This is a genomic window from Thermoflavifilum thermophilum, assembly GCF_900116565.1.
Classification (GTDB): Bacteria; Bacteroidota; Bacteroidia; order Chitinophagales; family Chitinophagaceae; genus Thermoflavifilum; species Thermoflavifilum thermophilum.
In genome coordinates, this window is sequence record NZ_FPCJ01000001.1 from 852,127 (window position 1) to 874,318 (window position 22,192).

The 22,192-nt window shown below is 48.7% G+C and carries 21 protein-coding genes; 7 read left to right on the forward strand and 14 right to left on the reverse strand.

From position 1 onward, the window contains the following. Nucleotides 1-31 precede the first annotated feature (31 nt). The 6 genes from BM367_RS03695 to frr all read right to left on the reverse strand — a co-directional run bounded on the left by BM367_RS03695 (nucleotide 32) and on the right by frr (nucleotide 4,408). On the reverse strand, nucleotides 32-814 hold the full coding sequence (locus tag BM367_RS03695) for a segregation and condensation protein A (protein ID WP_245759887.1): 783 nt from the start codon (nucleotides 812-814) through the stop codon (nucleotides 32-34). A 35-nt stretch (nucleotides 815-849) separates the two neighbouring features. Continuing rightward, on the reverse strand, nucleotides 850-1,854 hold the full coding sequence (locus tag BM367_RS03700; RefSeq protein WP_177224094.1) for a DUF3078 domain-containing protein: 1,005 nt from the start codon (nucleotides 1,852-1,854) through the stop codon (nucleotides 850-852). Between the two features lie 56 nt (nucleotides 1,855-1,910). After that, nucleotides 1,911-2,336: a large-conductance mechanosensitive channel protein MscL gene (gene mscL / locus BM367_RS03705; protein WP_092457888.1), complete on the reverse strand. Its 426-nt coding sequence runs from the start codon at nucleotides 2,334-2,336 to the stop codon at nucleotides 1,911-1,913. A 60-nt stretch (nucleotides 2,337-2,396) separates the two neighbouring features. Further along, entirely contained in the window at nucleotides 2,397-2,984 is a 588-nt protein-coding gene (locus tag BM367_RS03710) for a SanA/YdcF family protein (RefSeq protein ID WP_177224095.1), read from the reverse strand. A gap of 11 nt (nucleotides 2,985-2,995) precedes the next feature. Continuing rightward, nucleotides 2,996-3,778 (reverse strand): PPK2 family polyphosphate kinase, encoded by a 783-nt coding sequence (locus tag BM367_RS03715; RefSeq protein WP_092457894.1) that lies wholly within the window; start codon nucleotides 3,776-3,778, stop codon nucleotides 2,996-2,998. Between the two features lie 66 nt (nucleotides 3,779-3,844). Next, nucleotides 3,845-4,408 (reverse strand): ribosome recycling factor, encoded by a 564-nt coding sequence (gene frr, locus BM367_RS03720; protein WP_092457897.1) that lies wholly within the window; start codon nucleotides 4,406-4,408, stop codon nucleotides 3,845-3,847. Between the two features lie 135 nt (nucleotides 4,409-4,543). On the opposite strand from frr, the gene BM367_RS03725 reads away from it, so the two are divergent. Next, nucleotides 4,544-5,383, forward strand: coding sequence for a transketolase (locus BM367_RS03725; RefSeq protein ID WP_092457900.1), 840 nt, complete (start codon nucleotides 4,544-4,546; stop codon nucleotides 5,381-5,383). On the opposite strand, the gene BM367_RS03730 is transcribed toward BM367_RS03725, so the two are convergent. Next, entirely contained in the window at nucleotides 5,380-6,624 is a 1,245-nt protein-coding gene (locus tag BM367_RS03730; protein ID WP_245759983.1) for an ABC transporter permease, read from the reverse strand. The two genes, BM367_RS03725 and BM367_RS03730, sit on opposite strands and share 4 nt — an antisense overlap. Beyond that, nucleotides 6,624-6,995 (reverse strand): 30S ribosome-binding factor RbfA, encoded by a 372-nt coding sequence (rbfA, locus tag BM367_RS03735; protein WP_092457905.1) that lies wholly within the window; start codon nucleotides 6,993-6,995, stop codon nucleotides 6,624-6,626. Before rbfA ends, BM367_RS03730 begins: the two co-directional genes overlap by 1 nt. 181 nt (nucleotides 6,996-7,176) lie before the next feature. Here rbfA and BM367_RS03740 point away from each other — a divergent pair, with 181 nt between their 5' ends. Further along, entirely contained in the window at nucleotides 7,177-9,018 is a 1,842-nt protein-coding gene (locus tag BM367_RS03740) for an ABC transporter ATP-binding protein (RefSeq protein ID WP_092457908.1), read from the forward strand. Here the strand turns inward: BM367_RS03740 and BM367_RS03745 are convergent. The 3 genes from BM367_RS03745 to BM367_RS03755 all read right to left on the reverse strand — a co-directional run bounded on the left by BM367_RS03745 (nucleotide 9,015) and on the right by BM367_RS03755 (nucleotide 14,523). Further along, entirely contained in the window at nucleotides 9,015-9,818 is an 804-nt protein-coding gene (locus BM367_RS03745) for a TraR/DksA C4-type zinc finger protein (RefSeq protein WP_092457911.1), read from the reverse strand. The two genes, BM367_RS03740 and BM367_RS03745, sit on opposite strands and share 4 nt — an antisense overlap. A 3-nt stretch (nucleotides 9,819-9,821) precedes the next feature. Then, nucleotides 9,822-13,340, reverse strand: a complete 3,519-nt coding sequence (gene ileS / locus BM367_RS03750; RefSeq protein WP_092457914.1) for an isoleucine--tRNA ligase — start codon at nucleotides 13,338-13,340, stop codon at nucleotides 9,822-9,824. 226 nt (nucleotides 13,341-13,566) lie between these two features. Next, a complete protein-coding gene (locus tag BM367_RS03755; protein ID WP_177224096.1) occupies nucleotides 13,567-14,523 on the reverse strand; it encodes a helix-turn-helix transcriptional regulator in 957 nt (318 codons plus the stop codon). An 86-nt stretch (nucleotides 14,524-14,609) separates the two neighbouring features. On the opposite strand from BM367_RS03755, the gene gyrB reads away from it, so the two are divergent. Further along, entirely contained in the window at nucleotides 14,610-16,592 is a 1,983-nt protein-coding gene (gene gyrB / locus BM367_RS03760) for a DNA topoisomerase (ATP-hydrolyzing) subunit B (RefSeq protein WP_092457920.1), read from the forward strand. Between the two features lie 149 nt (nucleotides 16,593-16,741). On the opposite strand, the gene BM367_RS03765 is transcribed toward gyrB, so the two are convergent. After that, nucleotides 16,742-17,818 (reverse strand): aldose epimerase family protein, encoded by a 1,077-nt coding sequence (locus tag BM367_RS03765; protein WP_092460900.1) that lies wholly within the window; start codon nucleotides 17,816-17,818, stop codon nucleotides 16,742-16,744. Nucleotides 17,819-18,018: 200 nt separating this feature from the next. Here BM367_RS03765 and BM367_RS03770 point away from each other — a divergent pair, with 200 nt between their 5' ends. Together BM367_RS03770 and BM367_RS03775 are read left to right on the forward strand one after the other, a co-directional pair. After that, the gene (locus BM367_RS03770; protein ID WP_092457923.1) at nucleotides 18,019-18,405 is read left to right on the forward strand and encodes a CoA-binding protein; all 387 of its coding nucleotides are present in this window, start codon (nucleotides 18,019-18,021) and stop codon (nucleotides 18,403-18,405) included. Between the two features lie 113 nt (nucleotides 18,406-18,518). Further along, nucleotides 18,519-18,992 (forward strand): ribonuclease H-like YkuK family protein, encoded by a 474-nt coding sequence (locus BM367_RS03775; protein ID WP_092457926.1) that lies wholly within the window; start codon nucleotides 18,519-18,521, stop codon nucleotides 18,990-18,992. Between the two features lie 3 nt (nucleotides 18,993-18,995). Here the strand turns inward: BM367_RS03775 and yihA are convergent, their stop codons facing one another. Beyond that, nucleotides 18,996-19,637, reverse strand: coding sequence for a ribosome biogenesis GTP-binding protein YihA/YsxC (gene yihA, locus BM367_RS03780; RefSeq protein WP_092457929.1), 642 nt, complete (start codon nucleotides 19,635-19,637; stop codon nucleotides 18,996-18,998). 51 nt (nucleotides 19,638-19,688) lie between these two features. Here yihA and ubiE point away from each other — a divergent pair, with 51 nt between their 5' ends. Together ubiE and porT are read left to right on the forward strand one after the other, a co-directional pair. Further along, nucleotides 19,689-20,444 (forward strand): bifunctional demethylmenaquinone methyltransferase/2-methoxy-6-polyprenyl-1,4-benzoquinol methylase UbiE, encoded by a 756-nt coding sequence (gene ubiE / locus BM367_RS03785; RefSeq protein WP_092457932.1) that lies wholly within the window; start codon nucleotides 19,689-19,691, stop codon nucleotides 20,442-20,444. Then, on the forward strand, nucleotides 20,384-21,109 hold the full coding sequence (gene porT / locus BM367_RS03790) for a type IX secretion/gliding motility protein PorT/SprT (protein ID WP_092457935.1): 726 nt from the start codon (nucleotides 20,384-20,386) through the stop codon (nucleotides 21,107-21,109). Before ubiE ends, porT begins: the two co-directional genes overlap by 61 nt. Before the next feature lie 12 nt (nucleotides 21,110-21,121). Here porT and gldB read toward each other — a convergent pair whose 3' ends face one another. After that, a complete protein-coding gene (gene gldB / locus BM367_RS03795) occupies nucleotides 21,122-22,156 on the reverse strand; it encodes a gliding motility lipoprotein GldB (RefSeq protein WP_143103938.1) in 1,035 nt (344 codons plus the stop codon). Nucleotides 22,157-22,192 lie beyond the last annotated feature (36 nt).

The window sequence follows — 22,192 nt, forward strand, 5'->3', positions numbered from 1 at the left end:
ATGGCCGATTTATCAGCCAGAAAGAGGAAATTCAGTTTGCAGAAGCCGGTTCTGCCGGAAGGGTTACCGGTGGTCGGTATTCGAGAATGAAGTTGTTGTAGCCCTCGCCTGTCAGCAGGCCGATGAGGCCCTGCTGCACCAGCTCCAGGATAGCCAGGAAGAGAAAGATGGCATGCATGCGGTTTTCGAAATAATTGAACAGATGAGTAAATGGCACGGTGTGTTGCGTGGACACGAGCTGCACCATAAACTCACGCGAGTTTTCCATGGTGTAATGATAGCGCATTACCACATGCTGAGGCTTGTTGAGCCGTTGATCCAGCCGGAACAGGGCTTTCTGGTAGGCTTTCATGAGTTTGAACAGGGTAAGGGTTTGCACTTCAGTACCTTCGGCCATGGTTTCGCCTACCTGCTCCAGATCGCGCAACGCGTTGCCCCGCCTCGCCTGCTGCTGATGCTCTGCTTCGCGCTGGGCCAGTTCGGCGGCTACCTGCTTGTATTTTTTGTATTCCAGGATTTTATTGACCAGTTCCTGCCGCGGATCAATTTCCTGGCCGGAAGCATCCACCTCACGCCGGGGCAGCAACATCCGCGCTTTGATGCGCATGAGGGTGGAGACAAACAGGATGAATTCGCTGGCCAACTCAATATTGAGCGACTCCATCTGGTGGATATAGTCCAGAAAATCGTGAATGAGCTGGTTGATGGGGATATCGTAAATGTCAATCTCATCCCTTTCGATAAAAAACAAAAGCAGGTCGAAAGGGCCCTCAAACTGAGGTAGGTGAATGGTATAGGTCAAACGTTCCGGCACGTGGTATCAGGATTGATGCATCACAAAATTACAGGTTAACTGTCGGGATGCCGGGCAAATGTATAGGAAAATCCAATGCCCAGGATTTCCTTGAACTGGGTGCGGGGCCCATACACCCCATCTTTGTTTTGCCAGATGCGTACATCATCATCATAAATCAGTTCCGTGCTCAGGGTTACGGAAATCAGCCGGTTTACCTTCATGCTGATGAGGGAAGTCCAGTAAACTTTGATATTCTGCGGGTTTTTCAGGTAGTTGGAAAACAAATCAAGTCGGGTTGCCCAGTTTACATTTTCCATCACAGGCCGATCCAGCCGGGCCGAAAGATAGGCTCCCATCTGGTAGCTGGCAAGCTTGCTTTTCCGGATCAGGGTACGCGTACCATCGTCATGATATGCGTAGATGGCGCTATCCACGCCATAGGCGCCCAGGTTGGCCAGGCGACGATCGGCCACAATGGTAAGCCTGGAAGTCATGGGCGACAGAAACAGGGAAAACCGCTCACTATGCTGAAAGTTGAAACCCAGCGCCAGCAGGGCATAAGCAGGAGCAAAGGCATGTGAAATCACCGAATCTTCCGGGTAGAGATAGCCATTGGCAAACTGGCTGCGCAGGTCGAACATCGCACCGGCATACCAGTTGGGCGAAAAGCGGTATCCATATTTGCTCGACAGGTCAAAATTATCATCGGTCTTACGCATGCCGGTGCTGGTGGTCTTTTGCACCCCATAGGCCAGGGTAAAGCCATTGTCCCAGCGCGAGTTGCCCTTCCGATAGTTGGCATACAGGTTACCCATGGCATTGATGGAAATGGAGAACGGATCACCACCGGCAGCCCAGTTCTGCAGGCTGCCCTGGCTCAGGCTCAGATTGGCAATGGTACCATAGCGCCAGCCTTCCAGGGTATCGAGCGGCTGACCGATTTTGCTTTTTTCAAAATAGTCAATATCCTTTTTCAGGTGGAGAATGTCTTGTTGGGCATATGCCGTGCTGACTGCAAATAAAAAGCACCCCATCATGCCCCAAAAACCCCATTTCATGGGGCAAAGAAAAGGCATCAACAGGAAGCAAAAAAATTTTGATTTCGGCTTGCCTCTCAAGAGCGAGACTTCAACAAGTCGCGGATTTCGGCCAGCAGCTTTTCTTCGTTGGATGGGGGCGGAGGCGCAGCAGGAGCTTCCTGCTTTTGCTTACGGTTAAATTGCTGCAAAGCACGGATAGCCAGAAAGATGCAAAAAGCAATAATCAGAAAATCAATCACCGCCTGAATGAAAGAGCCATAATTCAGGGTGTTGGCGGGTTTCAGGATTTTACCCGCGGCATCTACCTGAGCCTGTTGCAGCACGATCTTCTTATCACTGAAATTGATGCCGCCCGTCAGGATACCCAGCAATGGCATCAGAATATCATTTACCAGCGAGCTTACGATTTTCCCAAAGGCACCCCCGATGACCACAGCTATTGCCAGGTCAATGACATTGCCTTTCATGGCAAAATCCCGAAAGTCTTTCCAGAATGACATATCTGTATAGTTTTAATGCAGTAAGATAAACAAGTTTCAAAAACAAAGTACCTGGTTAGCTTATATTTTTTGCAAACGGTCAAACAAAATATCCCATAAGCACCTCATTCGAGCCAGTCGTTCCCGACAAAGCAACCGATATTGTACCCATCCATGGCCGTTGGCCGCATTCAATGCCTGCACCTGCATCCCCATATGGCGAGCAATGAATACGGCCCGTTCGTTATGAAAACGCTGGGAAACAATGATCAGCTCCCGGATACCGGCTTCCCGGCAATGCCGGAGCGATTGCCAGGTGCGACTACCCCGGTCATCAACCAGAATCCGGTCTGCCGGGATTCCATTTTCCAAACACCAGGCTTTCATGCTTGCCGGCTGATCCATTAAACCCGCAGGATGTGAACCACTCAAAATCAGCTTTTCTGCTTTACCTGCCTGTACCAGCCTGAGTGCAGCCTGCAGGCGATACAGCAAATACCGGTTGAAACTCCTGCCTACCCTGACCCGCGTTCCCAACACCAAAGCATAGGTGCTGGATGTAAGCAGCTCAGCCCGGCCCACGCAAAACCTGCGGCTCTGCCATGAGATCCAGCGATACCAGCTTTCCACTAATACCAAACCCAACAATCCCCCATAAACAAAAACCATGTACCCGTGCATCATTTTTTTCGATTGTGTGCATGCCCGGCTGAAGCAAGGGATGCACGACGAGGATAACGCAATTGCATGTTTTTCAGTGCCTGATGTACGGCTTCCGCAATCACAAATTCCTTATACCAGTTCTGATCAGCAGGCACGATGATCCAGGGAATTTCCGGACTGCACGTGGCAAACACTTCTTCATAGTAATGCAGGTAATCATGCCATTTTTGGGCTTCTTCCAGATCTGAAGGATTGTATTTCCAGCGCTTTTTCGGGTTTTTCAGCCTTTCCTGCAAGCGTTTGGCTTGCTCTTCCCGCGATATGTGCAGGTAAAATTTGAGGATGGTGGTTTGGTGATCGAGGAGTAGTTGTTCAAAATGGTTGATGTGCTGCATGCGCCTGTGAGCCGTATCATCGTCAATCCAGCCATGCACACGGGTGACGAGCACATCTTCGTAATGCGAACGGTTGAAAATATGCATCATGCCGCGAGCCGGCGCATGTGCATGGATGCGCCACAAAAAATCATGCGCAGCCTCTTCGGGAGTGGGCACTTTGAATGAGGTAACCTGAATGCCTTGCGGATTGATGCGGTTGAACACATGCCGAATAGCCCCATCTTTGCCACTGGCGTCCATGCCTTGCAGGATCACCAGCAGGCTGTGTTTGGCTTCCGCGTATAAGATATTCTGCAAATCGGCAATGGCCTTCTTGAGTTTATGGGTGGCTTTCCGGGTCTTCTTTTTATCCATATTGCCGGGAGCACGGGTGGGGATATCGGTCAAACGAATAGCAGACATGTGCAGATGCTTGAGAATCGCATCTGAAAGATATCGTTTTTCAGCAATAAAAACAGATATCCGCGTTTAGACCACCATGATTTCTTTTTCCTTGGCCGCGCAGTACTTATCGACCAGGGCAATGAATTTATTGGTGAGCTGCTGGGCTTCTTCTTCGGCGTCCTTGGCTTGATCCTCGCTCAGCCCGTTTTTCTGCATCTTTTTGATTTCTTCAATGGCATCCCTTCTGATATTGCGGATGGCGATCTTGGCCTGTTCGCCTTCGGCATTGACCCGTTTCACCAGATCCCTGCGCCGCTCTTCGGTAAGCGGAGGGAGGAAAATGCGGATGATCTGACCATCGTTCTGCGGAGTGAAACCCAGGTTGGCTGCAATGATAGCTTTTTCAATGACCGGCACCATTTGTTTTTCCCAGGGCTGAATCACAATGGTACGCGCATCGGCAGCCGTCACATTGGCTACCTGATTGAGGGGCACAAAAGCGCCGTAATATTCAACCTGAATACCTTCCAGCATCTGCGGATTGGCTTTACCGGCACGGATTTTCACCAGTTCTGATTCCAGATGCTGAATGGCTTTTTGCATTTTTTCACGGGCATCTTCTATGATCAGGGTAAGTTCTTCTTCCATAAAAGTAATTTGGGATGTGCAAACCTACAGGAATTTGTTCATATTCACAAAGCGGCTTCCCATCAGAAGTTTCAGATATCCAGCTCTACCTGCTTGAAAATTTTCTTTTACTTTTGAAGCTTAAAAATAGGGATCATGGCTTCGCTTACCGAAATCGCTGCACAAATCAGAAGGGACATTATTCGCATGGTGTATCTGGCTCAGAGTGGACATCCGGGCGGGTCGCTGGGGTGTACCGAATTTTTCACCGCCTTGTATTTTCAGGTCATGAAACACAATCCCGACTTCACCATGGCCGGAAAGGACGAAGACATATTTATTCTTTCCAACGGACATATTTCGCCGGTGTATTACAGCACGCTGGCACGAGCCGGATATTTTCCCCTGAAAGAATTATATACCTTCCGCAAAATCAATTCCCGCCTGCAGGGGCATCCCACCACACATGAACATTTGCCAGGGGTACGCATCAGCACTGGCTCGCTGGGCCAGGGCATGAGCGTGGCCGTGGGTGCAGCTTTGGGTAAAAAACTCAGTGGCGACAAGCGTTGGGTTTTTTCCCTACATGGCGATGGCGAACTGGAAGAAGGCCAAAACTGGGAAGCCATGATGTTTGCCGCTCATCATAAGGTAGATAATCTGATTGCTACGGTCGACTGGAACGGTCAACAGATTGATGGCCCCACCCGCGAGGTGGCCGGACTGGGTGATCTGGTGGAAAAATTCCGTGCTTTCGGATGGGAAACCCTCGAACTCAAGGACGGCAACAACCTGGACCTGGTGATAGAAACCCTGGAAAAAGCCAAGACCCTCACCGGGAAAGGCAAGCCCGTGGCTGTGCTCATGCACACCGTGATGGGCAAAGGGGTGGATTTCATGGAAAACAACCACGAGTGGCATGGTACTGCGCCCAATGAAGAACAATTCAAACGGGCGATGGCCCAGCTTCCCGAAACTTCCCTGGGTGATTTCTAAGACCGCAAAGATTTCAAATCCAGCTGGCGACTTCCTGCCCGATGGGCCGGCAGGTAAGATGCCAGTGCAGCAATAATGGCCACCGTCATCACCACCAGCACAAAATCCTGCCCTTTGAGGCTCACCGGATAGGCATCTATCACGAAAGAATGCCCACCCAGCTTGATCCAGCCGTAATGCTGCTGACCTATGCATAGCAACAGTGCCAGGCCAACGCCGATAGCTGCTCCGGTAAAGGCTATCCACAAACCGGTGGATAGAAAAATGCGTCGAATCAGCTTTTCAGTTGCCCCCATAGCCCGTAAAATGGCTATGTCCTGCTGTTTGTCAATGACCAGCATCGAAAGTGCCCCGATCATGTTAAAAGCTGCTATCACCAGGATGAAACTCAGGATGGCATACACGACCCATTTTTCCGTCTGCATCACGTGATAGAGGGTTTCATTCTGTTCATAACGGGTTTTAACAACCACATCGGGCCCCAGGATATGCTGGATCTGCCGCCCCACTTCTGCCAGGGATGCCCGATCGCCTGTGTTGATTTCCAGGGCTGACACTGCATCCTCGGGCAACAAAAGCAACTGGCGCATGGCATCAATACGGGTGATAATGTATCTATCGTCGAATTCCTCCTGGATGGCAAATATACCCTGCGGCATAAGGCTGCCTACACGGAGGGCTTGTTCAGGATTCAGGAAAGTGGCTACATGCGGATTGGGAACATAAACCCACAAAGGATACAGCGGATTTTGCAGATCCACACCCAAAGCCGATGCAATACCAATGCCCACCACAGCTCCCGGCACCTGAGGCGTACCCAGCGCAAAGACGCCCTCTACGAGTTTATCTTTCAGACCGGTAACATGCGTATAGGCACTATCCACTCCTTTCACAACGGCAATGATCTGCTGGTTGTTGTATCGGATGCTGGCCTTGGCTTCAACAGTTTCACTCACAGCCTTTACACCCGCGATCTGCCGGATGCCTTGCAGTTGTGAAGGCGTCACCTGAAACACAGGACCGCGGGCAGGTATGACCCGAAGAGTAGGGTAAAAGGAGGAATAAAGCGATTTCACCAGATCTTCAAATCCGTTGAATACACTCAGCACAATGATAAGTGCGGCAGTACCCACCGCTATGGCCAGCACACTGACCCAGGAAATCAGCTGGATGGCCTGGGTAGATTTGTGGCCCCAGAAATAACGCCGGGCAAATCTGAGCAGCAAACCAATAGAAGCCATCACTCATCCGCTGGCTTGTCCTGTTCGTGAATTTTTTTGAAAATTTCTTCCAGCCGAAATACATAATCCAGCGTATCATCGCGGAAAAACTGCAACTCGGGGATGCGCCGAAGCTGATGTTTGATACGTGCGGCCAGCTCCTTTTTGATTTCCCATTTGCGATCTTTGATCAGGGCAAGCATCTGGTCAGGATCTGTGATCTGATAAAAACTCAGATATATTCTTGCTTCCAGCAGATCCGGAGTCATTTTCACCTGTGAAATGGATATCATTCCCCCGTGGAAAATATTCAGGCCCTGCCGTTGAAAAATATCACTCAGCTCTTCCTGAATCAATCGTGCTACCTGTTTCTGACGTTTGGATTCTTGCATGATTATTCAGTTTTTACATGAAAATGCCATTCCTCTTGTGGTTAACTTGTAAATTTACGGGGTTTTTACGAGCTTCCTGTGAAATGTATGTCATCCATTGGCTTTCTTTCGGACTACGCCAGTCTGGTGGATGCTGTTATGCCGGCCGATTAAACAATCATAAACCTTTAAACGCCTTCTGATGAAAAATTTATTGTGGGTATTGCGGTATTTAAAAAATCACGTGCAGGGCATCGTGTTATATTTTATCTGCAACCTGTTGTCGATCTTTTTTTCGCTGATATCGCTCACCATGCTGATACCCTTTTTGTCGCTGATTTTTGGGAAAACACAGCCTGTACACACCAAGCCTGTGTTTCATTTTTCTTCTTCCAGTCTGTTGCAGCTGTTCAATTACTATCTTACCCAGGTCATTGATACCTATGGCAAATCTTACGCCATCGGGGTTATCTGCCTGGTGGTAATGGTTGCTATTTTGCTGAAAAATCTGTTTTCATACGGTGCTTCTTTTATCAGCACGCCCATCCGGAACAGCATTCTGATGGACATCCGCAGGGATTTGTTTAATCACGTGATTGCATTGCCCATCGGATATTTTTCTGAGGAAAAAAAAGCCGATATTTTGAGTCGGATGACCAACGATGTGCAGGAAATCGAGGTTTCGATTATTAGCTTTCTGGAAAGTGCTTTTCGGGATCCTTTTACGGTATTGATTTATTTCTGTACGCTGCTCATTTTAAGTCCCCAGCTCACTTTGTTTCTGGTGATTCTGCTACCGGCAGCTGGATTTGTGATTGGCCGCATCAGCAAATCCTTGAAACGGCATTCCAATGCAGGCCAGCAAAGGCTCAGCAATCTGCTGGCAATCATGGATGAAACCATTACAGGCCTTCGGATTGTAAAAGCCTTCAATGCCGAACGTCACCAGCAGATCAAGTTTCAGCATGAAAATCATCAGTTGTTTCGGCTCAAAAATCGTATCAACCGCCGGCGGGATCTGGCTTCTCCACTTTCGGAATTTCTTGGGGTGGTGGTGCTTTGCGTGGTATTGTTTTTTGGTGGACAACTGGCCCTTTCCAATCCGCCAGTGGTGAGTGCCGACGTATTCATTGCCTACATTGCCATTTTTTCCCAGATCATCAATCCGCTGAAATCATTTTCCACTACTTCCTACAACATCCAGAAAGGCAGGGCCAGTGCTGAGCGTATTCAGCAAATTCTTTCCACTCCCATCACAGTGGTCGAAAAGCCGGGTGCCCGACCTATTGTTAGTTTTGAGTATGCCATTGAATTCCGCAATGTAAGTTTTCGCTACCGCGATCAGCTGGTACTTGACCGCATTTCCCTGACCATACCCAAAGGCAAAACCATTGCGATTGTAGGGGCTTCCGGTGCCGGAAAATCCACACTGGTGGACCTACTTCCTCGTTTTCATGATGTTACCGAAGGAGAAATTTTAATTGATGGCATCAACATCAAAGAATACCGTTTGCAGGATTTGCGCCGGCTGATGGGCATTGTGACGCAGGAGCCTATTTTGTTCAACGATACCATAGCCAATAACATTGCACTCGGAGCCAATGGAGAGGTCCGGGAAGAAGACATTATTGCAGCTGCCCGCATTGCCAACGCTCATGCATTCATCATGCAAAAAGAAGAAGGATATGCAACCATTGTGGGCGACAGAGGCATCAAGCTAAGCGGCGGGGAAAAACAGCGCATTACCATTGCCCGGGCTGTGTTGAAGAATCCGCCGATTCTGATTCTGGATGAAGCCACCTCTTCCCTGGATACAGAAAGCGAAAGGCTGGTTCAGGAAGCTATTCAGCGGCTGATGAAACACCGAACAAGCATCATCGTTGCGCACCGACTTTCCACCATCCAGCATGCCGACGAAATTTACGTACTGAGCAATGGACGGATTGTGGAGCATGGCTCCCACGACGAGTTGATGGCGTTTGACGGAACTTACCGCAGGTTGATTCGTATGCAACAGATTGATGTACCAGCAACCGACGCTTAGCTGCCCTTGCTCAGGGCTTTTTTGGCCTCGATGCTCAGCGTGGCATGCGGCACAGCACGAAGACGGGCTTTGTCGATAAGCTTACCCGTTACCCGACAGATGCCATAGGTCTTGTTTTCGATGCGTACCAGCGCTTTCTCCAGATGATCAATGAACTGAATCTGACGGCTGGCCATCTGATTCAGCTGCTCGCGTTCCAACGTACCGGAGCCATCTTCCAAACTCATGTACTTGTTTTCCGTGTCTTCCGTGCCCATTTCATCCTTCCGGGTAATGAGTCCCTGCAGATAAGCGAGCTCTTTGCGGGCAGCTTCCAGCTTCTTGAGGATAATCTCCTTGAATTCCTGCAGTTCGGCATCGCTATAGCGATAGACTGGCCCGTTATGCTGGCCGGGCTGATCGAGTACTGATTTTTCAAATTCAGGCTGATAGACGATTTCAGCCCGATCTTCTTTTTTAGCAGCCGGGCTGTCAGGCCAGGCTTCGGCAGACGCAGTTTTTTTGCTTTTCGTCTGATCAGAAACAGCAGATGTATGAGTAACTTTTTCGGAAGTCTTGGTCTGGTTTTTTTTCGCGGATTTGGAGACAGGCTTTTTCCCTGCAGTATCAGCATTGGTTTTAGAAGCTGCACTGCTTTTCGCGGTTTTGGTTGATGTTTTGGCTGATGCAGCTTTTGGGGTAGCGCTTTCAGCTGCTTTACGGGAGGATGAGGAAGCCGTTTGAGCCGATTGGGATTCGGCCTTCAGGGCAGTTGTTGTCTGCTTTTTTGGGTCCTTGGTTGTTTTTTTCTGGCTTGCCATATGTCAGCGGATTTTTTGAAGGTGAACGGTTAATGGGACTTCATTGACTTCAATCAAACTGCCATCCTGAATTTGCGAAACTATTTCCAGTCGGTCTGCCAAAATTTCCGTGCAAATATACTTATAAAGATGTGAATCATTGAGCACCGGGCGGATCAGGTCATGGTCGGCAATCTTCACCTGGATGCGATCTGTGACTTCCAGCCCTGATTCTTTTCTAAGCCTCTGAATGCGATTCACCAGCTCGCGGGCATGCCCTTCCTTTTCCAGTTCAGGCGTTACCGTGATGTCGAGGGCTACGGTGAGATTGCCCTTATTGGCGGTCATCCAGCCAGGAATATCTTCGGGGAAGATTTCTACTTCTTCAGGCAAAAGGGAAATCACTTCCTGCGGGGTTTGCCCCGGCTGAGCAATCTGGTCGCCCACAAAAGCCAGCTGCAGGGCCTTACCTTGCTTAAGCTCGAGAATGTGCGATTGATCGAGCTGTTGGAAATATTGGGTTACAGCCTTCATTTTTTTGCCCAGTTTGTTGCCCAGGGCTTTAAAGTTGGGTTTTATCCGGTATTGGATTCCAGCCTCGCTTACATATTCAATTTCTTTCACATTCACCTCTGCCTTGATGAGTTCTTCCACGGCCTGGAGCTGTTGTTTCATCTGGTCGTCCACAATCGGAATGAGTACTTTTTGCAGCGGCTGGCGGACCTTGATATTCACCTTTTTGCGAAGCGAAAGAATCAGGGAAGTAATATCTTGTGCCAGCTGCATTTGCTGCTCCAGGTCGGGGCGACTGAGGCGGCTATCGGGCCTGGGAAAATCAGCCAGGTGTACGGAAGATACTGCATACCTGCTGGTTACCTGGTTCAGGTTGCGGAAGAGCCAATCGGCAAAAAACGGAGCTATGGGTGCCATCAGCAAGGATACGGTTTCCAGGCATTCATACAGTGTCTGGTAGGCTGATTCTTTATCATCGTCATCCCCAGGCCGGCCGTTTTCACTGGGACGCAGGGGACTCCAGAACCGTCTGCGGTTCAGCCGCACATACCAGTTGCTGAGTTGTTCAATCACAAACTCCTCAATTAATCGGCCTGCCACCATGGGCTCATAATCATCGAATGCTTCATTGACCCTGGTTACCAAAGTATTGAGGGCCGAGAGTACCCATTGATCGATGGCGGGTCGCTGCGCTACGGGCAGGGGTTGACCGGAATAGGTAAACCCATCAATATTGGCATATAGGGCAAAGAACTGATACGTATTGTAGAGGGTACCGAAAAATTTACGCTGGGCTTCGCGGATGCCTTCCACATCAAACCGCAGATTATCCCAGGGCGAGGCATTGGTAATCAGGTACCAGCGGGTAGCATCGGCACCAAAGGTCTGGATAGTTTCAAACGGATCCACCACATTGCCCAGGCGCTTGCTCATCTTGTTGCCATGCTTGTCGAGCACCAGTCCATTGGAAACCACGGTTTTAAATGCCAGCCCGGGATAGCGTTGGTCGTCGGCCGGGAAACCCTGCCGGCGGAGCTCGTCCTGGATTTCCTCCTTGAGCAAAGCACTGATGGCGTGCAGGGTGTAAAACCAGCCGCGGGTCTGGTCAACCCCTTCGCAGATGAAATCAGCCGGATAGTTGCTGGCAAACACATTGGTATTTTCAAACGGGAAATGCCATTGGGCAAAAGGCATGGCACCGCTGTCAAACCATACATCCACCAGATCGGGCACGCGATGCATGGGCTTGCCACTGTCGCTCAGCAACACCATTTCATCAACAAAGGGTTTATGCAAATCAAACACGGCATCTTCGCGGAGGTATTCGGGTTTATTGAGGGCAGCAGCTTTTTTGAGTTCCGCTTTCAATTCAGCTACTGAACCAATACATTTTTCTTCTGACCCGTCTTCCGTACGCCAGATGGGCAGCGGCGTTCCCCAGAAACGGCTACGACTCAGGTTCCAGTCCACGATGTTTTCCAGCCAGTTGCCAAAGCGGCCTTCCCCGGTGCTGGCGGGTTTCCAGCGGATGCGGCGATTGAGCTCCACCATCCGATCTTTCATGGCCGTGGTGCGGATAAACCAGGCCTGTAGCGGATAATACAACACCGGCTTGTCGGTACGCCAGCAATGCGGGTAACTGTGCTCATATTTTTCAATCCGGAAAGCCAGCCCGCGTGCTTTCAGCCAGTTGCACAAATCCACATCCACATCCCGGTAATTGGGATCGTCCTTGTAATTTTTTACATACCGGCCGCTGAATTCGCCCATGCCTTCCACAAATTTTCCTTCCTTATCCACCATCACCAGGATGCCCAATCCGAATTGCTGACCCACGCGAAAGTCGTCGGCCCCAAAAGCCGGAGCCGTATGCACGATGCCGGTACCTTCTTCTGTGGTTACAAAATCACCTGTTACAATCCGGAAAGGATCGCCACCTGCCAGTTCAGGCCTATTGGCATCAAAAGGCATAAGCTGCTCATAATACAAGCCCTGCAGCTCCTGTCCTTGCAGGGTAAGCAGCTCAGCCCAGGGCGACTTAACCCTGCGGTGTCCATCAAGGGCAAGCGGGGTTTCTTCGATCGATCCTTGCTCGGGTTCGGCAAAATATTCCTTGACTTTTTCTTTAGCCAGCAACACATGCACCACCTCCTGGGTATAGGGATGACGGGTACGGATCAGGCTATAGGTAAAATGAGGCCCCACCGTGAGACCCAGGTTGGAAGGTAATGTCCACGGTGTAGTGGTCCATGCCAGGCAAAACACCTGTTCCTGCTCTGCGGGGTACGCTACGGCATGCTGCTGCCGGTAGGCCGCAATAGCCTCCTGCATGCGCTTCCATGCCGGATGGGAAGCATTACGCCCATCCTGGCCGGAAAGTCTGAACATGGCTACCACCGTGGTATCTTTTACCATCTTGTATGTGCCGGGCTGGTTGAGCTCATGCGAGCTCAGGCCGGTTCCGGCTGCAGGCGAATAGGGCTGAATGCTGATGCTCTCATAGAGCAAACCCTTTTCGTAAAGTTTTTTCAGCAGCCACCAAAGCGTTTCGATATAGTCGTTGTCGAAAGTAATGTAGGGATGTTCCAGATCCACCCAATAGCCCATTTTGCGGGTCAGCTCCTCCCATTTGTCTTTGTAGCGGAGGACGGCCTCCCGGCAACGACGATTATATTCTTCAACCGATATTTTTTTCCCAATATCAGCCTTGGAAATACCCAGCTCCTGCTCCACGCCCAGTTCTACCGGCAATCCATGGGTATCCCAGCCACTCTTGCGCTTCACCTGAAAGCCTTTCATGGTCTGGTAACGGCATACCAGATCCTTGAGGGTACGGGAAATCACGTGATGAATACCCGGCAATCCGTTGGCAGAAGGGGGACCTTCATAAAACACAAAAGAGGGTTGTCCCTCCCTTTGGGCAATACTTTGTTCAAAAGTCTTTTCCTGTTCCCAGCGCTGGAGGATTTCCTGTTCGAAGGCCGGAAGATTCAGCTGAGCATATTCCGGATATTTTGCCGTAGTTCCCATGGAAAAGCCTGTCAGTTTAATCAAAAATGGATGCAAAAATACAACAAATGGCCGTCAGCCGTAATGTATCTATGTTGTAAAAATACATTCGCCCCGGCCAGGCCAGGGCGGATGCAGGAGATCAGCATGAGCGATGTGTAACTTAGAGCATCACAAAGCTAAGCTACGGCCTATTGTTCTGTTTATCGGATCGGGAAAAAATCTATATCCAATTGGGAAAATTTGTTCAGCGGATCAGTTCGCAAGGTTTCAGCCCGGTGTATTTTTTAAATGCCGTGCTGAAATGGGAGATGCAAGAGTATCCCATACGGGCGGCCACTTCCGATACGGAAAGGCCTTGCTCATAGAGCAGCTGGCGGGCCTTTTCCATTCGTTCACGCTGGAAATAGTCGTAGATGGTAGTTCCAAAAATCTCCTTAAAACCTTTTTTCAAATAGCATTCATTGATAGCCACCTTGCGGGAAAGTTCGCGGATGGTGATGGGCTCATCAAGATGCTGCAGCATGATATCCCGGGCCTGGTAAATTTTTTGCCTGTCTTCGGGGCTAAGCAGAAAACGGGCAGTCGTTTTCCGGACAGCTTGATGCCGGGCCTGTTCACGGGAAATCACTAGCAATTCCAGAGCCTTGCTTTGCACATAAAGCCTTTCTTCTATTCCCTGATAGGGGTGATGCAGCATCTGTTGCAGCAGGCTGGTCATGCGAGGGGTGACTTGCACGGGCTTCCAGATCAGCGTTTTCTTTGTGGTGGCTGGCCTATCCGTACCCACCCAGCATTCCTCAAGCTCCTGTGCATGGAAAAAAGCAGATGAAAAGGCTATAGAAATCATTTCGGCGGTGGAATGGCTGTGCAGGCAATCATCTTCCTGATGCGGCGAAGTACACAGGCTGCCCTTGCATCCGGCAAAAGCACAATAGCGGCGGCCCGGAATGCAATATTTCAATTCTATAACCGGTTCTTTGGTTGTTGATTCAGCTACCACGTGATATACCATGGCAGCTACCGCCTGTGGCTCACCTTCGGCCCAGAGATACCTGCTCACCTGAACCTGCACATGATTACCTGCCTGAAACTCCCGTTCTGACAAGAGCTCCAGCCGATGATCAGAAAGCTGACGCATGCCGGTTTGCTGAAAAAATTCCAGTGTCTGATTCATGATCTGCAAAGATAAGACAAACCGCATAGCAGCACTTGTTTTTACCCGCCAAATGCAGATGTTCAGCCAATTTTGCGTAAATTTGTCCCTTCTTAAACTTCGCATCCATCAACATGATTACAGATAACCAACCGCTTGTGTCATCATCCGCCCATGCCTATACTGCAGAAAGTATTCAGATCCTGGAAGGGCTCGAAGCCGTGAGGAAACGGCCCGCCATGTATATCGGTGATATCAGCAGCAAAGGACTGCATCACCTGGTGTACGAAGTGGTGGACAATTCCATTGACGAAGCACTTGCTGGCTTTTGCAAGCATATCAAAGTTATTATCCATGCGGATAATTCCATCACCGTGGAAGATGATGGCCGAGGCATTCCAACCGATATCCATCCCAAGGATGGCCGCTCGGGACTGGAAATCGTGATGACCGTTTTGCATGCAGGTGGCAAGTTTGATAAAAATACCTATAAGGTCTCCGGCGGATTGCATGGCGTAGGCGTGAGTTGCGTGAATGCCCTATCTGAAAAGCTACATGTACTGGTACACCGCGACGGAAAAATCTTTGAACAGGAATACAGCCGTGGCGTTCCTCTTTATCCGGTTCGGGTAATCGGCACCACCGATCATACCGGTACGATCATTCATTTCAAGCCCGATCCGACTATTTTCACAACCTTAACCTTTAATCGTGAAATCCTGGCTACCCGTCTCGAAGAACTGGCTTATCTGAACAAAGGTGTGCGCATTGAACTTGTGGATGAACGGGAAGAAGAGGGAACAGGCAAAGGCCCTTATCGGGAAGAATTTTATTCTGAAGGTGGACTGCAGGAGTTTCTGTTGATGCATGAAAATATAGCAGGCCGCAACCTGCTCACACCTTCGCCGATTTATGTAAATACATTCGATGAAAATACCTATATCGCCGTTGAAGCGGCTATGGTATATAATGATTCGTATGGCGAGCATGTGTTTTCCTATGTAAACAATATCAATACCATTGAAGGCGGAACGCATGTGGCAGGCTTTCGCAGAGCCATTACTCGGGTGATAAAAGCTTACGGTGATAAAAACAAATTATTTGAGAAAAATAAAATTGAGATCACGGGTGATGATTTTCGGGATGGCTTGAGCGCTGTGATTTCGGTAAAAGTTCCCGAGCCCCAGTTTGAAGGTCAAACCAAGACCAAGTTGGGCAATTCAGAAGTGATGGGCGTGGTAGACAGCGCAGTGGGTGCTGCGCTGGAGGCCTATCTCGAAGAACATCCGCGCGAAGCCCGCCGCATCATTGAAAAAGTCATTACTTCTGCTACAGCCCGTATTGCAGCCCGCAATGCAAGAGAAAAAGTGCAGCGCAAAGGCGTGCTCACCGGAAGCGGATTGCCGGGTAAACTGGCCGATTGCTCCGATACCGATCCCGCCCGCTGCGAGCTGTTCCTGGTAGAGGGCGATTCGGCAGGTGGCACGGCCAAACAGGGCCGCGACCGCAGCTTCCAGGCTATCCTGCCACTTCGGGGAAAAATCCTGAACGTGGAAAAAGCCGCCGAGCACAAAATCTATGACAACGAAGAAATCAAAAATATCTTTACCGCCTTGGGCGTAACCATCGGCACAGAAAACGACGACAAAGCCTTGAATCTTTCCAAGCTGCGTTACCACAAACTCATCATCATGACAGATGCCGATGTGGACGGAAGCCATATTGCTACCCTGATCCTCACCTTTATCTTCCGCTACATGAAAGAGCTGGTGGAACAGGGTTATGTGTACATCGCCCAGCCTCCGTTATACCTGATCAAAAAAGGCAATGAACACGTGTATGCGTGGACCGAAGAAGAAAGAAAAAAAGCCGTGGAACGCCTCAGTGGCGGCAAAGAAGGTTCTGTAACCGTTCAGCGTTACAAAGGTTTGGGTGAAATGAATGCCGAACAATTGTGGGAAACCACCATGAATCCTGCCACCCGTACCTTGAAGCAGGTTACGCTTGAAAGTGCCGCAGAAGCCGATCGTATCTTTTCTATGTTAATGGGTGAAGAAGTGCAACCCCGCAGGGAATTTATCGAAAAACATGCTCGCTACGCTAACCTGGATGTGTAATCTCGACATTTGTTGCGCTTAAACCTGACTTAAACTCCCTTTTAGTTGTTTATACACATCATGCAGATGCAGTTTTGCTCCTGTTCCCTGCATCTGCATGCATAAGTTTTATACTTGTTTTCAGTAAAACGTGATCGAATGAGCCAGCCTTATTCTTCCTCCCCATGAATGCCAAAGGCATAAATGGTTTCACTTCTAAAGGTCTGACCCGGGTTTAAAACCGTGCTCGGGAAATTGGGATGGTTGGGAGAATCCGGAAAATGCTGGGTTTCCAGACAAAATGCGGAACGCCGCACGTAAGGCTTGCCACTTAATCCATGTCTGGTACCATCCAGAAAATTCCCACTGTAAAATTGCACGCCTGGCTGGGTTGTGTACACTTTCATTTCTACGCCGGTAATGGGCGAATAAGCTATGGCAGCCAGGCTCAATGCATCGGCTTGGGATTTGTTCAACACAAAATTGTGATCATATCCATGTCCATATTGCAGCTGAATGAAAGGTGAATCTATCCGCCGACCTATCTCTTCGGGTTGGGTAAAATCAAGCGGCGTACCCGCTACAGGCGCAATCTCACCCGTAGGTATCAATGTGCTGTCAATGGGTGTATAATGATCGGCAAACAGCTGAAGCACGGTATTGCCGATGGTGGGATATCCTTCACCGGAAAGATTGAAATAGGCGTGATTGGTAAGATTAACGATGGTAGGTTTATCTGTCGTGGCTTCATAGCTGATCTTCAGAGCATTGCTGTCAGTCAGGGTGTAGGTTACATGCACCGTGAGCGTGCCCGGATAATTTTCTTCTCCGTCGGGCGATACATAGGTGAGCTCCAGCACACTATCCGATGGTTGTCTTGCTTCCCACACCTTGCGGTCGAAACCATAATGTCCGCCATGCAGGCTGTTGGGCGCATTGTTGATATAGAGCTGATAGGTTTTCCCGTTCAGGGTGAACCTGCCCTTGGCAATGCGATTGCCATAGCGGCCAATGAGTGCACCCAGATAGGTGTTGCTATCAGCCAGATAATCCTTTAAACTGGGATAACCCAATACCACATCTACGGGATTACCCGCACTATCGGGCACTACCAGGCTTACAATGCGGCCACCATAGTTGGTGATAGCCACTGCCATCCCTTGATGATTTTCGAGATAATACATCCGCACTTCCTTTCCATCTACTGTGTCGGCAAATGCCGTAGAATCGGGTAACAAATGTTCCATAACCAATGAATCAATTGAAAAAGATCGTTGTTGTGCCTGATGATGAGATGTGCTGCAGGCAAAAATAGCTGCAGATAAAAATAATGTAAGAATAACATTTAATCGTGTCAGCATAAAAAATTAATTATGCGATAAAATTAATATCAGCTTTTGGCATTACCAAATCATTCGATTAATTTCCCCAATAGAATTGCAAATGTATGAATTGGACTACTCTGGTCATTGGCGCTTCTCCCAACCCTGCACGTTACAGTTATTTAGCCGTGATGCAACTGCAGAAACATGGATATCCGGTGATTGCGCTGGGGCAGCATGAGGGCACAATCGGTAACATCCGAATACAGACTTCATGGCCAGAACACATAGCTGTGCATACCGTTAGCCTATACCTGCATCCCCGGCATCAGCATTTATATCGGGATAAGTTATTGCAATTGCATCCTGTTCGGGTTATTTTCAACCCCGGCACAGAAAATCCTGAACTGGAAGCTGTTTTGCAGCAAGCGGGCATATCAGTCATTGAAGCCTGCACCCTGGTGTTGCTAAGCACCCATCAGTTTGAAACAGCGGGATTGAATAACAAATAAACGATGTTTGATGTCCTGCAGTCGGTTAACAAAAATAAAACATACAAGCGTCCGGATTTTTTGTTACTTTAGATGCTTGATTATGTTCTTTTTATCACCAGAACCATATCAACATGCACTGGCGAAGATTTAATGGCGAACCCATCAAACTTCCCATCAAAGAAGAAGTTCGCCGCGCTATAGAACGTGAAACAGCAAAGGGTTTCCGCTTGAAGGTATGTATTGGCACGGACAGTCAGGTGAGAGGCCATGAAACCGAATTTGCAACTGTTATTGTATTTCTGCGTGAAGGACATGGCGGCTTCATGTTCATCCACAACGAAAAAGATCATCAGCATTATTCCATCCGGGAACGCATGCTGGTGGAAGTAAGCAAAAGCATTACGATTGCCTATGAGCTTTGCGATTTATTCAATGAGTATGATGTGGATATGGAAGTGCATGCCGACATCAACACCAATCCTCACTTCAAAAGCAATGAAGCACTTCGCGAAGCCATGGGCTATATCCTGGGAATGGGCTTTGCTTTCAAGGCCAAGCCCGAGGCTTTTGCCAGCAGCTGTTGCGCCAATAAAATCGTGAATTAATTTTCAGGCAATAGCCTGGAACCGGGTATTCCATTCCTGGATGAATTCCAGGATTTCTTTTCTTCCTGTTTTTTTCTTTGCAGAAGCCAGAAAATAGGGTGGAAGATGTTGCCAGCGCTTTTCCATTTCCTTCAGAAATGCCTGCATATGTTTGTGTACCACGTTTTGTTTTTCTTTATCCGTTTTGGTAAATATCAACACAAAAGGAATTTGCCATTGACCCAGCTGATCTGCAAAATTCAGATCAAGGGTTTGAGGCGGAATGGAGCTATCAATCAGCAGAAAGGTATATACCAGGTTTTTGCGTTGCTGGAGATAGGATTGAATCAGCTGTTGCCAGTTTTTACGTTGTTGCAGGGATTGACGGGCATAGCCATAACCCGGCAGATCAACCAGATACCAGCTTCCGCGCCTGAGCCGCTGCAGCGGATCCGGGCGGCTTTCGATGATATAATGATTGATGGTTTGTGTTTTGCCGGGCGTGGCGCTGGTCTTGGCCAATCTGTGCTGGCCGGTTAGCATATTGATAAACGACGATTTTCCCACATTGGAACGTCCTACGAATGCATATTCAGGCAAATGAGGTTTGGGACATTTTTGCACATCCGCACTGCAGCTTACCAAACGGGCAGAAATAATTTCCATCGGCTAATCTGTTATCTGGCTTCTAAAGATGAACTCCTAACTTTGCGCATCATGTCTTCATCAGCCCAAAAGCCACCCATTGTCCCCTATCAGCATTCAAAGTTAAGCAAGAAAGCACAGGTGGCGCAGATGTTTAATGAAATTGCCGGCCGGTACGACTTGCTGAATCGGCTGCTTTCAGCAGGCATCGACGTTCAATGGCGCAGGAAAGCCATTCGCCTGCTGGCCGACATACAGCCCCAACACATTCTGGACGTGGCTACCGGTACGGCCGATGTGGCTTTGATGCTTGCCAGGCAATACCCGCAGGCACAGATTACGGGTGTGGATATTGCCGAACAAATGCTGGAACTGGGCCGCCGGAAAGTAGCAGAAGCTCATCTGGACAGCCGGATTATCTTACAGCAGGCCGATGCCGAAGCTCTGCCTTTCCCCGACCATGCTTTTGATGCCGTGATGGTGGCTTTTGGAGTGCGTAATTTTGAAAATCTGCAGGCAGGGCTAAAAGAAATGCTTCGCGTGCTGAAGCCCGGCGGCAAGGCCGTGATCCTGGAATTTTCTCAGCCGGAATCTTTCCCCGTCAAACAATTATATCACCTGTATTTTCGTTATATCACTCCGATGATCGGGAAATGGCTGGCTCATCATCGGGAGGCTTATGCCTATTTGCCTGCATCGGTGAGCGCCTTTCCTTACGGTCAACGCATGATAGATCTATTAACTGAGATTGGTTATCAGCAAGTCATATGCAGAAAGTACACCTTGGGCATTTGTTCCGTGTATTGCGGCTACAAAAAGCAATCGTAGTTTTTTTAGGTTTATACCTGTGGCAATCTGTTCCGGCACAAGCTCAGTTCTTTGCCAATGATATTGATAATGCCGATTATTATTTCGGCATCACATTGGGCTATGCAACTTCTACATTTAACCTGGATCCTTCACCCTATTTCCTGCAACAGGACAGTATTCAGGTTGTATTGCCTCTCAACAACGGAGGCCTCACCATGGGATTCCGTGCCACAATGCGACTCACAGAACATCTTGATGTGCGCTTCAATCCTGCATTGATTTTTACGGACCGCAACATTCGCTATACCATCAAGGATTCTTCTGAAGTGGATAAAAAAATTGAATCCGTATTGCTGAATTTCCCTTTGCATGTAGTATTAAATTCAGACCGGTTCGGCAATTTCAGGGTATATGCTTTCACAGGCGTACGTTTTGCTGACGATGTAAGCACCAATGCAACAGCCCGAAAAGCAGAAGATATGATTCAGCTTTCCAAATATGATCTGGGCTATGAACTGGGGTTTGGATTTCACATTTATTTTCCGGCTTTTGTACTTTCGCCAGAAGTGAAGATCAGCAATGGATTTCGCAATATCTTCAAACCCACACCCGGCTTAATCTATTCGGATGTAATTGAACGCATGAAATCGCACATGGTGGTTTTCTCCCTGAATTTTGAATAACGCGGTTTGCTGTCAGGGCCGATACCTGGCATCGGTAAGCAGTTGCTGCGCATCATGCATCTGCATGAGCTCGGGCAATGTAACTTGCGGATGATCGTCCATATATTTTCGCACGATTTGCCAGCCCACCCAGCTGCCAATGTTGCCCGGTGCTTCTTTTGGCATACCCTGCGTGCTGGGTCCCGGCCCCACATAATGAAGAATCTGCTGCATATCGCGCACATACAATAAATTGTTCTGGATAAAATACTGCCAGATCATGCGTTCATTTTGTGTGCACCAGTCAAGTTGTTTTTGGGTGAAACCGATTTTGACGCTATCCGGCGCATCGGGCAATACGGCATCCAGAAAATACAACTGTTTGCCGGCCTGCACCATCATATCCAGCAAGGTGCCTTCCTGAGCCGGTGGATACATTTGCTGTTCAATTACTTTAAAACAATCGGGCACTATATATTCCGGTGCAAACTGATGCAGCATGTATGCCGGATAAGGATCGGATACTTGCAAATAAAATGGATAATTTTCTCCCAAAAACATATCCAATCCAATACCCAAAACCGTATCTACTGTGACTGCTCCAAAATTGTTCAACCCCGAATAAAATGTAACCACACGTGGTATGGCATATTGGGGAAAATAATATTTCAAATATCGAAAACCTTCTCTTAGCTGCTTCTCCAGCCAACGCAAATCTGGAAAATGTTTGTTGATCGTATCCTGCAATCCGTGAATATCTTTTGAACGCAGCATGGCCCGTACTTCTTCAAACAACAGATGATTGGTATCACTGTAGGGCCCATAATTCATGATTTGTTCAAAATATACCGGCATAAAAGCAGGATATTGCTGATAGAGTTGTGCAAGCGCCTGATGCAGATGAGCAGTATCGAGCGAAGTTAGCGCCTGATCAAAACGATCAATCCGGACGGGTGAAACTGAAATATGCGAGACATCGGGCGCAGGCCGATGTTGTTTACGCACACAGCTGCTGCATACGATGCATAACAGCATTAAGACCCATCCGAGCTGGTTCATTTTTTTCATGTGCATATAGCAGATATGAATAATAATGAAGGGTAA